The organism is Streptococcus oralis (assembly GCF_001579025.1).
GTDB lineage: Bacteria > Bacillota > Bacilli > Lactobacillales > Streptococcaceae > Streptococcus > Streptococcus oralis_X.
The window spans coordinates 164,473-178,609 of sequence record NZ_KQ970236.1 but is presented as its reverse complement, the minus strand read 5'-3'; the positions used below and the strand labels follow the sequence as shown (position 1 = coordinate 178,609).

The following is a 14,137-nucleotide window of genomic DNA, read 5'->3' as shown; positions in this document are numbered from 1 at the left end:
ATGCCATTCTCTGTCAGCATCCACTCGATATTGCCATAGTTTTTCTTGATATTCTGAGCGATATCATAAATCCCCTGCTCGTAGATTTCCCAACCGCGGTGAGGATTGATTTTACGGCCCGGCATGATATAAGGCTCGTAAAAAATGTTCTGGCAAGAGGGGACTGTCTGGATGTTTAGCAAAACGTGGCGCCATAACGCGCAAAGGTTGGTAGTAGTTGACTCCTAGGAAATCAACTGTATTCTCACGAATGAGTTCTAACTCTTCAACAGTGTACTCTGGCAGCAAATCATGCTCAGACAAGATTTCTACTAATTCTTCTGGATAAGCTCCTAAAACAGACGGATCTAGGAAAGATTGAGCTTGGAAGAGATCGGCAATGCGAGCAGCCTTGACATCCGCGGGATGCTGGCTACGTGGGTAGGCTGGTGTCAAATTAAGGACAATCCCAATCTTGGAATCAGGCAAAATCTCATGACAGGCCTTGACCGCTCGACTGCTAGCTAATTGTGTGTGATAGGCTACTTTAACCGCTGCTTCTGCATCCACCTTATGTGGATAATGGGCATCGTAAAAATAGCCAAATTCCACAGGAACAATGGGCTCGTTAAAGGTAATCCATTGGTCCACCAAGTCACCGTATGTCTCAAAACAAAAACGAGCATAGTCTTCATAAGCCTTGACAGTTTCCTTATTTTCCCAACCATCGCCGTCTTCTTGGAGGGCAAATGGCAGGTCGAAGTGATAGAGATTGACTAAGAGACGAATCCCCTTGGCCTTAATAGCCTCAAAAACCTGACGGTAGAAAGCCACCCCTTGCGGATTGACCTCTCCACGACCTTGCGGGAAAATACGAGACCACTGAATAGAAGTTCGGAAGGCTGTATGCCCAGTCTCTACCAAAAGCTCAATATCCTTTTCCCAGTTTTCATAGAAGGTCGATGTTTTAGCAGGTCCAATTCCATTGTAGTAGCGGTTTGGCTCTACTTGATACCAATAATCCCAGAGATTATCTCCCTTGCCGTCACCTGGCACTCGCCCTTCTGTCTGTGGTCCAGAAGTGGAGGAACCCCAGACAAAATCCTTTGGAAATTTTAGCATAGCTTTACCTCTTCATTTACTCATTTTCCCCATTATATAGAAAAAACAAGGTAAAAACTAGTTACATTTTTGCCTTGTTTTTCTTCTGATTATAGTTTTTATTTCTTGCCGAGGATTTCAAGCGTTTCAAGCAAGTTGTCTGCATGAACTTCGATGGTGTCACCAGTCGCTTTAATCTTAACTTCTACGATGCCATCGGCTGCTTTTTTCCCGACAGTGATACGGATTGGCAACCCAATCAAGTCGCTGTCGCTAAACTTCACTCCGACACGTTCGTTACGGTCGTCTGTCAAGACTTCGTAACCAGCTCCCATCAAGTTAGCTTCAAGTTTATCTGTCAAGGCTTGTGCTTCTTCGTCTTTGACATTGACAGTGATCAGGTGCACATCAAATGGTGCTAATTCTTTAGGGAAGTTAACTCCCCAAGCATAACGGTATTCACCTTTAGGTGTTTTGTTAACAAAGAGGCGAGCGTGTTGTTCCATAACTGCCGAGAGAAGACGGCTAACACCGATACCGTAACATCCCATGATGATTGGCACAGCACGGCCATTTTCGTCCAAAACATCTGCACCCATGCTTGCTGAGTAGCGAGTTCCGAGTTTGAAAATATGACCAATCTCGATACCACGGGCAAAGTTAAGAACACCTTGTCCGTCAGGTGAAATTTCACCCTCACGAACTTCGCGGATATCTACATATTCTGCAGTAAAATCACGACCTGGGTTCACACCCGTCAAGTGGTAGCCATCTTCGTTGGCCCCCACAACAGCATTGCGAACATCTTGTACCTTACGGTCTGCAATGATTTTCACATTTTCTGGCAAACCAACTGGACCAAGTGAACCAAAGCCTGCTGGGATAACATTTGCTACTTCTTCTTCGCTCGCAACATCAAAGAAATCTGCACCCAAGTGGTTTTTCAACTTGACTTCATTGAGTTGGTCATTTCCAACTAGAAGGGCTGCAACAAGCTCACCATCTGCCATGTAGAAGAGGGTTTTAATCGTTTGTTCTTCTGGGACATTTAGGAAGGCTGCGACTTCGTCAATAGATTTAACACCTGGTGTTTCCACGCGAGTTACTTCTTCTTCCGCAACAACACGGTTGCTTGATTTGTACTCGTTTGTTGCCATTTCTAAGTTAGCTGCATAGCTAGACTCAGTTGAGTAGGCAATGGTGTCTTCACCAGAAACCATCCATTTGAGCAATTCTGCCTTGATTTCTTCTTGTACTTCTACAGGAATTTCATCAAATGAGGCAACTGACTTATCTAAGACAACCCAGCGGTCGAGGTCTGTACGGGCTGGTGTGATGGCCATAAATTCTTGGCTATCCTTACCACCCATGGCACCACCGTCACCGATGATAGCCTTGAAATCCAAACCACTACGAGTGAAAATTCGTTCATAGGCCGCCTTGTACTCGTCATAAGTCACATCCAAACTATCGTAATTAGCATGGAAACTATAGCCGTCTTTCATGATAAATTCACGCGTACGGAGAAGTCCGTTACGTGGACGTTTTTCATCACGGTATTTCGGTTGGATTTGGTAAAGGTTAAGTGGCAATTGCTTGTAAGATTTCACAGAGTCACGAACAATAGCTGTAAAAGTTTCTTCGTGTGTCGGACCTAGGATAAAGTCTGACTTTTCACGATTTTTCAGTTTATAAAGGTCTTCACCATAGGTTTCGTAACGGCCTGATTCGCGCCAGAGATCGGCACTGAGAAGGGCAGGAGCCAACATCTCCACCGCACCAATCTTATCAAACTCTTGGCGCATGATATTCTTAGCCTTTTCAATCACACGGTTAGCGAGTGGTAGGTAAGAATAAACACCGGCAGAAACTTGACGAACATAACCAGCACGCAACATAAGGGCGTGGCTGATAACTTGAGCATCGCTTGGCATTTCGCGAAGTGTAGGGATTAACATTTTACTTTGTTTCATAATATTCCTCGATTATCTAAAAGAAGAGTCGCATAATGTCATTCCAGGTTACAGCTAGCATCAAGACAACCATGATAACTACACCAGCCATGGTGACATAGGTTTCAATTTCTTGTTTAAGGGGTTTCCGGCGGATAGCCTCTAGGATATTGAGCACAATCTTTCCACCATCCAAAGCCGGGATCGGAATCAAATTAAAAATTCCGATATTGATGGAAATCATAGCTAGGAAATAGAGGACATTCTCAAGACCATTTTTAGCAGCATCGCTACTTGCCTTAAAAATGGCAACGGGACCACCGAGTTTGTTCAAATCTGGATGGAAAATCAAGTTTTTCAAAGCCGAAAGGATACGGAGCCCCGAGTCAGCAGCTGTCGTAAATCCACCAACAAACATGGATAGAAAGTCGGACTTGATCCCCGGTTGAACACCTAAAATATAACGTCCTTGATTTTCTTCTGGAGTCACAGTAACTTGTTTTTCGCTACCATTTTCAGAAATGGTCACATCTAAGGTCGGAGCGGTCTTGTCCTTGGTATCTGCTTCCACAGCCTGGGTCAAATCCTGCCAATTCTTAACTTCGTGGGAGCCGACCTTGGTGATTTGAGCTGTCTCAGCTACGCCCACCTTAGCCAAAGCTCCTTCAGGCATGACATGAAAGAGATTGGTCTGAGTGTCTCTAACACCACCCTGCAAAAAGATCAGGATCCAAAAAACAACAACACCTAAGATAAAGTTATTCATGGGGCCTGCAAAGTTGGTGATGAGCTTACCCCAGATAGAAGCATTTTGGTACTGCACATCCAGAGGGGCAATGCGCACTTCGGTTCCATCTGCCTCAACAACTGTTGCATCGTGATCTACTGTAAAAGTCTTTTCTTCTTCCAGGACCAAACCCTTGATAAAGAGCTTGTCTTCAAAGTCAAACTGAGTTACCTGCATAGGAAGAGACGTTTGATCCAACTTCTTCCCTGAGAGGTTGATCCGTTTGACCTTACCATCATCGGTAAGTGTTAAACTGACTGGAGTTCCTGTCTTGATTTCTGTCGCATCATCACCCCAGCCTGCCATACGAACATAGCCTCCTAGAGGAAGGATTCGAATGGTATAAGCAGTGCCATCCTTACCGATATGGGAAAAAATCTTGGGCCCCATACCAATGGCAAATTCACGAACTAGAATGCCCGATTTCTTGGCAAAATAAAAATGTCCAAACTCATGCACCACCACAATAATCCCAAAAACGAGGATAAAGGTTAGCAATCCAATCATTCAATATTCCTTTCTTTAAAACAGGCCAAATAAGTGCATCATTGGAAACACAATCAGCATGCTGTCAAAGCGATCCAACACACCGCCATGTCCAGGGATAAATTTTCCAGAATCCTTAACACCGAAATGGCGTTTCATGGCACTCTCAATCAAGTCACCAAACTGACCTGCCACACTGAAGAAGGCAGCAAAGAGACTCATTCTATAAATCCCATAAGGAAGAGCAACTGTGCTGTCTACAAGCATGAAGATTGCTGTTACCAATACCGCACCTAGAATACCTCCGATAAAGCCCTCAATGCTCTTATTGGGAGAAACTCTCGGAGCCAACTTATGCTTACCAAAATTCATCCCTATCAGGTAAGCTGCGCTATCTGTCGCCCAGACGATAAAGAGGGCCAGAAGCACCTTGTCAAAACCTGCCACCCGAGCATCTAGTAAGGCATTGAAGCCAAAACCAACATAAAAACTCACAGCAATTGGAAAAGCGGCATCTTCAATCGTATAGTTTTTACTGAAAACGGTGGTCCCTAGCATTATGGTAATCAAAACGCTGTAGGCAACCACATTCCCATCAACTGGCAAAAAAGTTAGGTAATTTTCTAAAGGGATTGTGAGAGCAAAGGTCGCAAAGAGGGTCAAGGCACCCTCGATGGTCATGGTCTTTAGCCCCTTCATGTGCAAGAGTTCATGGACAGCCAGCATCGCTAACAAACCAATGCCAATCTGCAACAAGAGTCCTCCCACAAACAAGACTGGAAGGAAGATGGCCAGAGCCAATACTGCAAACAATGTTCTCTTTTGTAAATCCTTGGTCATATCTTCTCCTAAACTCCTCCAAATCGGCGATTGCGATGGTTAAAGGCAGCAATAGCTTCCTGCAGGGCGACTTCATCAAAATCAGGCCACAAGGTATCCGTAAAGTAAAGCTCGCTATAGGCTGCTTGCCATGGTAAGAAATTACTCAAACGCAACTCACCACTCGTACGGATAATCAAATCTGGATCTCGCAAGTCCTTTGGCAGGTGTTGTGTGAAAAGGTAATCCCCAATCATATCTTCTGTGATATCGCCAGGATTGATTTTGGCATCTAGAACTTCCTGAGCCAAGCTCTTAAGAGCCTGCGTGATTTCAGCACGACCACCATAATTAAGGGCAAAATTGAGAATCAAGCCTGTATTGTTCTTGGTCAACTCCTCTGCTTTTTTCAAAGCTTCAAAAGTCGGCTTAGGCAGACGGTCTGTCTCTCCAATCATCTGAATCTTAACATTATTTGCATGTAATTCAGGGACGTAGTTATCATAAAACTCGACTGGCAAGTTCATGATAAACTTGACTTCTTGATCCGGGCGTGTCCAATTCTCCGTTGAAAAGGCATAGACTGTGATAACCTTAACTCCCATCTTGTTAGCTGCCTTGGTCACCTTTTGGAGGGCTTCCATTCCCGCCTTATGACCAAAAACCCGTGGTTGCATCCGTTTTTTAGCCCAGCGACCATTTCCATCCATGATAATCCCAATGTGAGCAGGAACCTGTGTTGGAACCTCTACTTCTACAGCTTTATCTTTCTTAAAAAATCCAAACATGATCATATTCCTATTCAAAAATCTATCGTTTCATTATACCATATTTCCCTATTTTCTTCTATTGCTAAGTTACTGCACCTACTTGTAGGCAGACAAAAAATAAGCCGCCTGATTGGGCGACTTTATTTTATAGGGAGATTATTATGAAAAAGTTTTAGGAGTTTAAGTTAAGTTCCTCTTAACTTATGAGATAAGTATACAGCTCCTATCTTAAAGTTTTCTTATACAATAGCATACTTTTTAGGTCTTGTATTATCCTTATTTACAACAACCACAATATCAATTTCTCTTTTAAAATTATATGTTTCGAATGCTAATCTCATAAGATTTAGCCTATCAGAACTAGTAGGTGTTGCATTTTGAAAACTTATTCTTCCTCCCAAAACAGGACAGACTATTTTTTTTCCTTTAGCATTATTTTCTATGTATTCACAAAGGTCATATAAAATCGAAAAATAATCTCTGAGATCTTCCAAAACCATCTTATCTTTTTCATCAAAAGAAGCAATTTTAACTAAATAATATACAGAAGAATCATTTTGTAATGTTACAATTCGATTAGCATCCCTTCTAACATCCTCTATAGTAGCTACATTGATTCTATTTAGAAACGAAGAGTAGACAGACTTTGGACTAATTTTGGCTTTATCCACCGTTAAATCATTATCAGTTGCAATAACGCGAATATAATCATCATATTTTTGATTGAAAATATCATCATAATAAATTTCTAGTTTTAATTTCTGTGTATTACTTAAAAATATATATTTTTGAACAAATCTATGTACCAATGCAATTAATAAAGTAATTACCAAAGAAACAGCAAGTAGAGACATTTGATAGCAAATATATTGAAAATTCTCGTTCGGTAGAATTGGCTGTAAAAATTGTAAAATACCGAACCATGCCAATGTATTTGAACCATACTTTTTTATTTTTTCAATCATGATACTCCTCTATATTTCCATAATAGTATTTTGGGGGATTTTGCTTCATCTTTTCATTTAGATTATTTAGTCGTTTATTCTTTATGTCATCTAAATCTATATCACAAATATCTACATGAGTATTCTTTGAACCTTTATGACTTGAGACAATACGTCTATATTCCTCTCTATAAGGAACAAAAATTTGAACTCCACCTAATCCAGAATAATTCGTTATACTTGTTACAGCCATCAAATCTCTAGAGAGGCTCTCAGAAATTTGGTAATAATATTTTATATCTTTATTATTAGTTATAAGATGTATTACAAAGGGTTCTTCTTTAGAAATTTCGTATTTCAAATCGATTGAAGTCGCTTCATAACAATTTAAAAAAGCATGCTTATATCCTCTGAAGCTAAAAGTGTGATTAAATTCTTCTTTTGGAATGTACATTGTCCAATTAATATTCTTACCTTCAGGCCTACTCTGCCTAAATTTATCATATTCTTCCGGCGACGGATATATCTTCGGAATTAGTTGAATATGAGCATCTTTGTATTCAACACCTTTTATTGTTGTTTTTAGTGGAATAATAACAATAGTTAGATTTAAGACTCTTCCGTTAATTAATATAAAATCTAACCCACCTACTATCAGTGTTTTAGTCTTTACTGCATGCTTTACGACAGTAACAATATCTTCAATACTAATCCCTTGCTCTGGGAAAGAAATAATATCCGCATTATATTTATCTGATAAATTTAAAACAGTTACAATGTCAGAAAGAGAGGAGAGATTTTCTGATGTTTTAATAAACATTTCTAATCTTTTTTCATAAGAATAAAGATTTGCTTGAGCAAATCGAAGAGTTGATTTTTTTTCATAATCTTCTAAAAGTATATCCTCGTTTCCAATTTTTTTAGGATATCCATTATTTTTATTCCACTCTTTGAGTAAATCATTTAGTTTATTAAATTGATTAGATTCTATTTTAAACTTTTGAAACTCTTCCTCACCAATGTGCTCGAATATCTCGTATAGTTTTTTTAGTTGAATCTCGTAGTTAAGTAAATAATTATCATCTTGATATTTATATTTTGGTTTTCTGAAATTATCTTGTAAACTAACAATCAACTCTTTATCATTTTCAAAAAAACATTTTTTTAATAAGTCTTCATAATATTCTACAAAAGTACCTATCAATTCATCATTAATAGATTTAATATTCTCTAGTTTTTTGTAAAACATAGTTTTATCTCGAACTTTTCCATCTAATTTATGTAGATTTTGAGAAATTGTTTCTATCGCACATAACTGATACCAATAATCATATAGTTCTAAAAAAAATTCATCATCAACAAAATCATAAAAATATTTAATAAATTTTTTCGAAAGTTCGACATTTTTTTTATGATTTTCTTTTCTCATAGTTCCATAAATAGAATAAAAAATTGTTGAAATTATCCTACTTAGATGCTTTTTATCTTTGGATATTGTAAATAAATCTGATAATTTTGTAATATCTTTTGTCAAAATATATGCTTTATCAAACTCGTCTTCAAACTCTAGTGGATCAATAATCCTATGATTATCACTAGATAATCTTGAGGTTTCCTTTTCAAATTTTCTCAAATAATTTATATCATTCTTCTCACTTATAATAAAATATAGAGTCTTTTCAAAATTAAGATTTATATAAATATCCTTTTTCTTTAGCTTTTCTTTTATTCTATCCAATTCTCCTTCGATATCATTAACAATTTCATTTTTATTATCATTATTAATTTCTTTAACGATAACAAAAGATATATCATCAACATACCTTCCATACTGTATGGGATTGTGTCTAGATTTTATCTCTTTGTCTAACTCTTTAAGATAAATATTAATTAATACATTACTAGGAAAAAAACCTATAGGTAAAATTTTTTGATCTTTCTGAGAAGATGTTTTTTCTATGTACTCCGTGATAGTTTGTAAATCATTATATTTCTTTAAAACACTGAAAACATAAGCATTTAACCTCATTACATCTTCACCAACTCTACTATCTTCAAGAAAAGATGTAATTTCACCCTTCAGGTTCTCTATATTAATAGAATAAAAACATTTGCTAAGGTCTGTCTGTACTAAAATACCCGTTTTATTATTTTCAATCAAAGTTTTCACTTCTTTAAAACTTGCATCTCTAAAATCAGAATAGGCTTCAAAATAAGGTTTAAAAATGGAACTTGTATTTTCAGAAACTCGATTTGCATATACATCATTAGATAATTGTCCATTATCTAATTCTCTACCTATAACTTCTACCCAAATTGCTCCTAATATCATTATTTTCAAATCAGATAGTAAGAAATAATTATATTCTATGGCACCATTTATTTTATTTTCTGCAGCAAAACTGATAACATTTTTTTCTCGTTCACATAAAATTTCATCATCTTTGTTATTCAGTTCTTCCTTAGAACGACTAATTTTTTTGAATAAGGGAACGGCATCTATAAAACAATTCTCTACATTAAATCGAGAAGCTTTTATTTCATAATTAACATTTTCAATTTCCTCTTCTAAATATTCTCTAATTTTTAGAGAGTCTTTATCTGTATTACCAAACCATTTAACCCAGTTATACATATATCTTTTATTGTATCTTAATTCTGTTAAGATTTTGTTTGCTAAATATTTTTTGTTAACTAGAATATCTTTATTCATTTATCCTATAAAATCCCTTCACTTTTCATTATGAATCCAAAAGTCTCTAGCAACTTTCTTACAAAACTTATTATACTATTTAAGTGGTTTTTGTTCAATAATTATTAGTCTATAGACTTAATAGTCATGTTCATAAACAAATTCAACGATATCTCATTTATCGAAAACCACTCTCTATAAGCTAAATAAAATTACATCGGTATTATAAAATGTAACATTCTGCGACTCTATTATATTCTATTTTGATTATTATCTTTTACATAACTTATCAATCTTTTATTGACTATATGATAAATTTGAAAAATTAGCGATTATTTGATCATTAAAAAAATAAGCCGCCTGATTGGGCGACTTTATTTTATAGGGAGATTATTATGAAAAAGTTTTAGGAGTTTAAGTTAAGTTCCTCTTAACTTATGAACCTAGTATACCGTCCCTAACTTAAATTTTTCTTAAGTTTTTTGAGAAAGTGAGATTTTTCCATTTTTCTTGCCAATTTTTCTTGGACAAGCGTTCTTGATAGAGCTTCATTCGGTCCTCATTCTCTAAAAAATGAGGAGTCGGGGAAACTTGACACTTTAAAATATCCTCTAAACCATAAGGCGCAAAGAACTCCAAAGTTGCGTCGGCATGCAAGCGGAGTCCTATCGCCGTACAGCGCTCGGGATATTTACTCATGGCATCACGAGAACTCGTGTAAGGCACAGTGTGGGGACTGTGCTGATGCATATAGACCTGATTCTTCAACTCCCACTGATACTGGGGGAAATCTTCTCTCAGCTTTTTCTCTAGGGGTACTGTTTCCTCATAAGAAACATCTGGATCAAAGAAAATCACATCCACATCCGTCTCCCGGTCAAAAGGCGATTTGTCTGACAAGAGATTCCAGATAAAATTTCTGACAGACCCTGCCGCCAACCAAGAGTCTTGCAAACCAAGGTCACGGATGATGGTCAGAATAGCCATCATATCAGGATTTTTTCTAACACTATCTAGGATTTCTTGCTCATTTTTCATTGTACTCATAGCCCAAATGCTCATAGGCCTTAGCCGTTGCAACCCGTCCTGAGCGAGTTCGCATGATAAAGCCTTTCTGGATGAGGTAGGGTTCATACATATCCTCAACCGTCTCACGCTCTTCAGCGATATTCACAGAAAGAGTTCCTAGACCGACAGGACCGCCACCGTACATCTCAATCATGGTACGAAGAATTTTTTGATCCACATAGTCTAACCCTTCATGGTCTACATCCAGCATGGTCAAGGCCTTATCCGTAATCACATCATCAATCAACCCATCGCCCATAATCTGCGCAAAGTCACGCACGCGCTTGAGGAGACGATTGGCGATACGAGGAGTTCCACGACTGCGTAAAGCTAACTCGGAAGCAGCCTCATGGGTAATTTCCATCTCAAAGATATCTGCCGTCCGCTCAACAATCTCTGTCAAGTCAGCATGGGTATAATATTCCATGTGGCCTGTAATCCCAAAACGGGCACGAAGAGGATTGGACAACATCCCTGCTCGAGTTGTCGCACCAATCAAGGTAAAAGGTGGCAAGTCTAGATGGACACTACGGCTAGCTTCCCCCGCACCAATCATGATATCGATGTAGAAATCTTCCATAGCACTGTATAGTACCTCTTCTACTGACATGGGCAAGCGATGAATCTCGTCAATAAAGAGCACATCTCCTGGCTCCAAGTCATTCAAAATCGCAACTAAATCACCCGCTTTTTCAATGACAGGACCTGACGTTTGCTTGAGATTGACTCCCAGTTCATTGGCAATAACAAAGGCCATGGTTGTTTTCCCGAGACCTGGAGGACCAAATAAAAGAACATGGTCCAGTGCCTCATCCCGCATTTTGGCAGCTTCGATAAAGATTTGGAGTTGATCCTTGACCTTATCCTGCCCAATATATTCACGTAAATACTGAGGACGGAGCGTACGTTCTACCAACTCCTCATCCCCCATGATTTCATTATCTAAAATTCTACTCATGGCTCTATTATATCAAAAATCCAAGCCACAAACAAAAAAGCCACCTGATTGGGTGGCCTCTTTAGGGAGATTATTATGAAAAAGAAAAGTTTAGGATTTCATTAAATAAAGGGTACTCAATGAAAATCGAAATCAGACTAGGCAGATAGACGCAAGCATAACTATAGTTAGCTAAGTCGACTCTAACGAAGTATGGTGAGATTTTCGAAGAGTATTAGGAGGTCTTTATTTAATAACTATATGATACAAGAGGATACTTAAACTTTACTTAAGAAAAAATATTTTTTTATCTTTTTCGATCCACCCAAATCATTCCTGTACAATCATAAGTAGATAAGGTTTCAAATCCCAGAGAACGATAGAATCCCAAGGTTTTTTCTTTCTGATCGGTCACTAGTTGGACTTGATAGGCATCTTTGAAGTCACCTAAAGCCTCTTTCATCAAGTTGCTACCAATCCCTTGGCGCTGATAGCTCGGCAAAACGATCAAATCCTGGACAAAAATCGATGAAGAACCATCTCCAACCAAACGAACCAAGCCCACTACGGCATCGCCATCAAGTGCCAAATAAATCGCTAAGGAGTGAGCCAAGGCCTTCTCCAACACCTGAGGTTGATGTGTATAATTTGTCCAACCAACAGCCTGATAGAGATGCAAAACATCCTTTAGCTTGACGATTTCTTGCCTTCTAATAGTCATCATCTCAATACCTCTCAGAATTCTCTCAAGCTCTTGTACTGTCGTCCATTTTTATCAAAATTTTCAGGAGCCAGCCATGCTTCCAAACGAGCTTTAACTTGAGGCCAGTCCTTATCAATCATAGAGAGCCAATCCGTATCACGTGTACGTCCCTTATAAACGACTGCCTGACGGAAGGTGCCTTCATAAACAAAGCCCAAACGCTCCGCGGCTCGTCTTGATGGGATATTTAGAGAATCACATTTCCACTCATAGCGACGATAGTTAAGCTCCTCAAACACATAGCGCGCCAAGAGATACTGGGCTTCTGTCCCTATTCGTGTTCCCCTGAGCTCTGGAGAAAAGATGACAGTCCCAACTTCAACTACACGATTATTTTGGTCGATGCGCATAAGCGAAAAGGTTCCCAAGACCTTACCCGTCTCCCTATCCAAGATAGCATAGAAAAAACGGTCCTTACGAGTCAACATCTGGTTTAAAAGGCTGACTAGTTCCTCCCTATCTGCCACTGGCTCCTGAAAGAGGTAGGTCCACATCTCCCGAGGAGTATCTGGGCCATAAACAGCTAGTAAACCCTCTGCATGCTTTTCCACCGAAAGAGCCTCTATCCGAGCATAACGCCCTTCTAAGAAATCAATAGAAGGCAATTCACCAGATGTATAACCTTCCATTGACTCACCAATCATCTGACCATATTCATTTACTGGCATCGTTTTTCTCCTTGTTTTACTTTTCAAACTTTATAATTGCACATAGTATATCATACTTTCATGAAAAAATTCAAAAAATCCTCCAGATTCTACTCTGAAGGATTCATTTCTTATTTAATAACGATATTAACGAGTTTGGTTGGCTTCAATAGTCCAGTGGACTATTGAAGGTGGCAGATAGGGCTAATAAACTCGTTATTTAACGACGATATTAACGAGTTTATTAGGGACACTAATCACCTTCACGATTTCCTTGCCATCGATCTCTGCTTTGACTTTTTCGTCAGCCAGAGCGATTTCTTGCAATTCTTCACGTGAAAGGTCCTTCGCGACCATGAGTTTGGCACGAACTTTACCTTTGATTTGGACGACGATTTCGATTTCGTCTTCAACCAATTTGCTTTCGTCCCATGTTGGCCAAGCTACGTAAGAGATGGATTCACCTGTTGTAGCAACAGTTTGCCAGAGTTCTTCTGCCAAGTGAGGTGCAAATGGGGCAAGCAATTGGATAAAGCCTTTGGCATAGTCCACATAGAGTTTGTCTTCCTTATTAGCAGCGTTGACAAAGACCATAAGTTGGGCAATGGCTGTGTTAAATTTCATGGATTCGATTTGCTCAGTAACAGATTTAACGGTTTCGTTATAAACCTTGTCAAGAGCACCATTATTTTCCGCAGCGATTTCTTTACTTGTAATCAAACGGTAAACACGGTCAAGGAATTTACGGCTTCCTTCCAAGCCTTCTTCAGACCAAGCGATGGAAGCATCGAGTGGCCCCATGAACATTTCATAAACACGAAGGGTATCGGCACCGTATTGTTCCACTACGTCGTCTGGGTTAACAACGTTCTTGAGCGATTTAGACATCTTAGCTGGTGCTTGCTCCAACTCTTCTCCTGTTTCCATATGGAAGAAAGAACCGTCACGTTTTTCAACCTTGTCAGTCGCCACAAGAGCTCCACGGTGGTCACGGTAGCTTGTTCCCAAAATCATCCCTTGGTTAAAGAGTTTTTGGAATGGTTCCTTAGTCGGAACAACACCGAGGTCATAGAGGAATTTGTGCCAGAAACGAGCATAAAGCAAGTGAAGAACGGCATGCTCTGCACCACCCACATAGATGTCTACTGGCAACCATTGTTTGAGGAGGTCCTCATCAGCCAATTTCTCAGTA

11 protein-coding genes and 1 pseudogene are annotated in these 14,137 nt (G+C 38.9%); all 12 read right to left on the bottom strand.

All coding sequences use genetic code 11. The annotated features are described in order from the left end of the window. Positions 1 to 1,101, bottom strand: a pseudogene (locus SORDD27_RS07210) (glycoside hydrolase family 1 protein); the annotation flags it as partial. Positions 1,102 to 1,199: 98 nt separating this feature from the next. Beyond that, positions 1,200 to 3,053: a proline--tRNA ligase gene (locus SORDD27_RS07205; RefSeq protein ID WP_061428298.1), complete on the bottom strand. Its 1,854-nt coding sequence runs from the start codon at positions 3,051 to 3,053 to the stop codon at positions 1,200 to 1,202. A 16-nt stretch (positions 3,054 to 3,069) separates the two neighbouring features. Then, positions 3,070 to 4,326 carry an RIP metalloprotease RseP gene (gene rseP / locus SORDD27_RS07200; protein WP_061428296.1) on the bottom strand — a complete coding sequence of 419 codons (1,257 nt, stop codon included), beginning with the start codon at positions 4,324 to 4,326 and terminating at the stop codon, positions 3,070 to 3,072. Positions 4,327 to 4,341: 15 nt separating this feature from the next. Beyond that, positions 4,342 to 5,145 (bottom strand): phosphatidate cytidylyltransferase, encoded by an 804-nt coding sequence (locus tag SORDD27_RS07195; RefSeq protein WP_061428295.1) that lies wholly within the window; start codon positions 5,143 to 5,145, stop codon positions 4,342 to 4,344. Positions 5,146 to 5,153: 8 nt separating this feature from the next. Next, positions 5,154 to 5,912 (bottom strand): isoprenyl transferase, encoded by a 759-nt coding sequence (locus tag SORDD27_RS07190; protein WP_061428293.1) that lies wholly within the window; start codon positions 5,910 to 5,912, stop codon positions 5,154 to 5,156. A gap of 221 nt (positions 5,913 to 6,133) precedes the next feature. Continuing rightward, on the bottom strand, positions 6,134 to 6,859 hold the full coding sequence (locus SORDD27_RS07185) for a macro domain-containing protein (RefSeq protein ID WP_061428291.1): 726 nt from the start codon (positions 6,857 to 6,859) through the stop codon (positions 6,134 to 6,136). Beyond that, positions 6,852 to 9,551 carry an RNA-directed DNA polymerase gene (locus tag SORDD27_RS07180; RefSeq protein ID WP_061428289.1) on the bottom strand — a complete coding sequence of 900 codons (2,700 nt, stop codon included), beginning with the start codon at positions 9,549 to 9,551 and terminating at the stop codon, positions 6,852 to 6,854. The genes SORDD27_RS07185 and SORDD27_RS07180 overlap by 8 nt, the downstream gene beginning before the upstream one ends. A gap of 441 nt (positions 9,552 to 9,992) precedes the next feature. Beyond that, positions 9,993 to 10,577, bottom strand: a complete 585-nt coding sequence (locus tag SORDD27_RS07175) for a nucleotidyltransferase family protein (RefSeq protein WP_061428287.1) — start codon at positions 10,575 to 10,577, stop codon at positions 9,993 to 9,995. After that, the gene (gene ruvB, locus SORDD27_RS07170; protein WP_081103397.1) at positions 10,558 to 11,556 is read right to left on the bottom strand and encodes a Holliday junction branch migration DNA helicase RuvB; all 999 of its coding nucleotides are present in this window, start codon (positions 11,554 to 11,556) and stop codon (positions 10,558 to 10,560) included. The genes SORDD27_RS07175 and ruvB overlap by 20 nt, the downstream gene beginning before the upstream one ends. Before the next feature lie 286 nt (positions 11,557 to 11,842). Beyond that, positions 11,843 to 12,259: a GNAT family N-acetyltransferase gene (locus SORDD27_RS07165; RefSeq protein WP_061428285.1), complete on the bottom strand. Its 417-nt coding sequence runs from the start codon at positions 12,257 to 12,259 to the stop codon at positions 11,843 to 11,845. Positions 12,260 to 12,270: 11 nt separating this feature from the next. Then, positions 12,271 to 12,966, bottom strand: coding sequence for a GNAT family N-acetyltransferase (locus SORDD27_RS07160; RefSeq protein WP_061428283.1), 696 nt, complete (start codon positions 12,964 to 12,966; stop codon positions 12,271 to 12,273). Positions 12,967 to 13,161: 195 nt separating this feature from the next. After that, on the bottom strand, positions 13,162 to 14,137 hold a 976-nt coding region (locus SORDD27_RS07155; protein ID WP_081103396.1), incomplete at its 5' end, for a class I tRNA ligase family protein.

Excerpts from the sequence above, each read along its gene's own strand:
- rseP (WP_061428296.1), bottom strand. The coding sequence starts at position 4,326 with ATGATTGGATTGCTAACCTTTATCCTCGTTTTTGGGATTATTGTGGTG.
- SORDD27_RS07190 (WP_061428293.1), bottom strand. The coding sequence starts at position 5,912 with ATGTTTGGATTTTTTAAGAAAGATAAAGCTGTAGAAGTAGAGGTTCCA.
- SORDD27_RS07180 (WP_061428289.1), bottom strand. The coding sequence starts at position 9,551 with ATGAATAAAGATATTCTAGTTAACAAAAAATATTTAGCAAACAAAATC.
- SORDD27_RS07195 (WP_061428295.1), bottom strand. The coding sequence starts at position 5,145 with ATGACCAAGGATTTACAAAAGAGAACATTGTTTGCAGTATTGGCTCTG.
- SORDD27_RS07205 (WP_061428298.1), bottom strand. The coding sequence starts at position 3,053 with ATGAAACAAAGTAAAATGTTAATCCCTACACTTCGCGAAATGCCAAGC.
- ruvB (WP_081103397.1), bottom strand. The coding sequence starts at position 11,556 with ATGAGTAGAATTTTAGATAATGAAATCATGGGGGATGAGGAGTTGGTA.
- SORDD27_RS07185 (WP_061428291.1), bottom strand. The coding sequence starts at position 6,859 with ATGATTGAAAAAATAAAAAAGTATGGTTCAAATACATTGGCATGGTTC.
- SORDD27_RS07165 (WP_061428285.1), bottom strand. The coding sequence starts at position 12,259 with ATGATGACTATTAGAAGGCAAGAAATCGTCAAGCTAAAGGATGTTTTG.
- SORDD27_RS07175 (WP_061428287.1), bottom strand. The coding sequence starts at position 10,577 with ATGAGTACAATGAAAAATGAGCAAGAAATCCTAGATAGTGTTAGAAAA.
- SORDD27_RS07160 (WP_061428283.1), bottom strand. The coding sequence starts at position 12,966 with ATGCCAGTAAATGAATATGGTCAGATGATTGGTGAGTCAATGGAAGGT.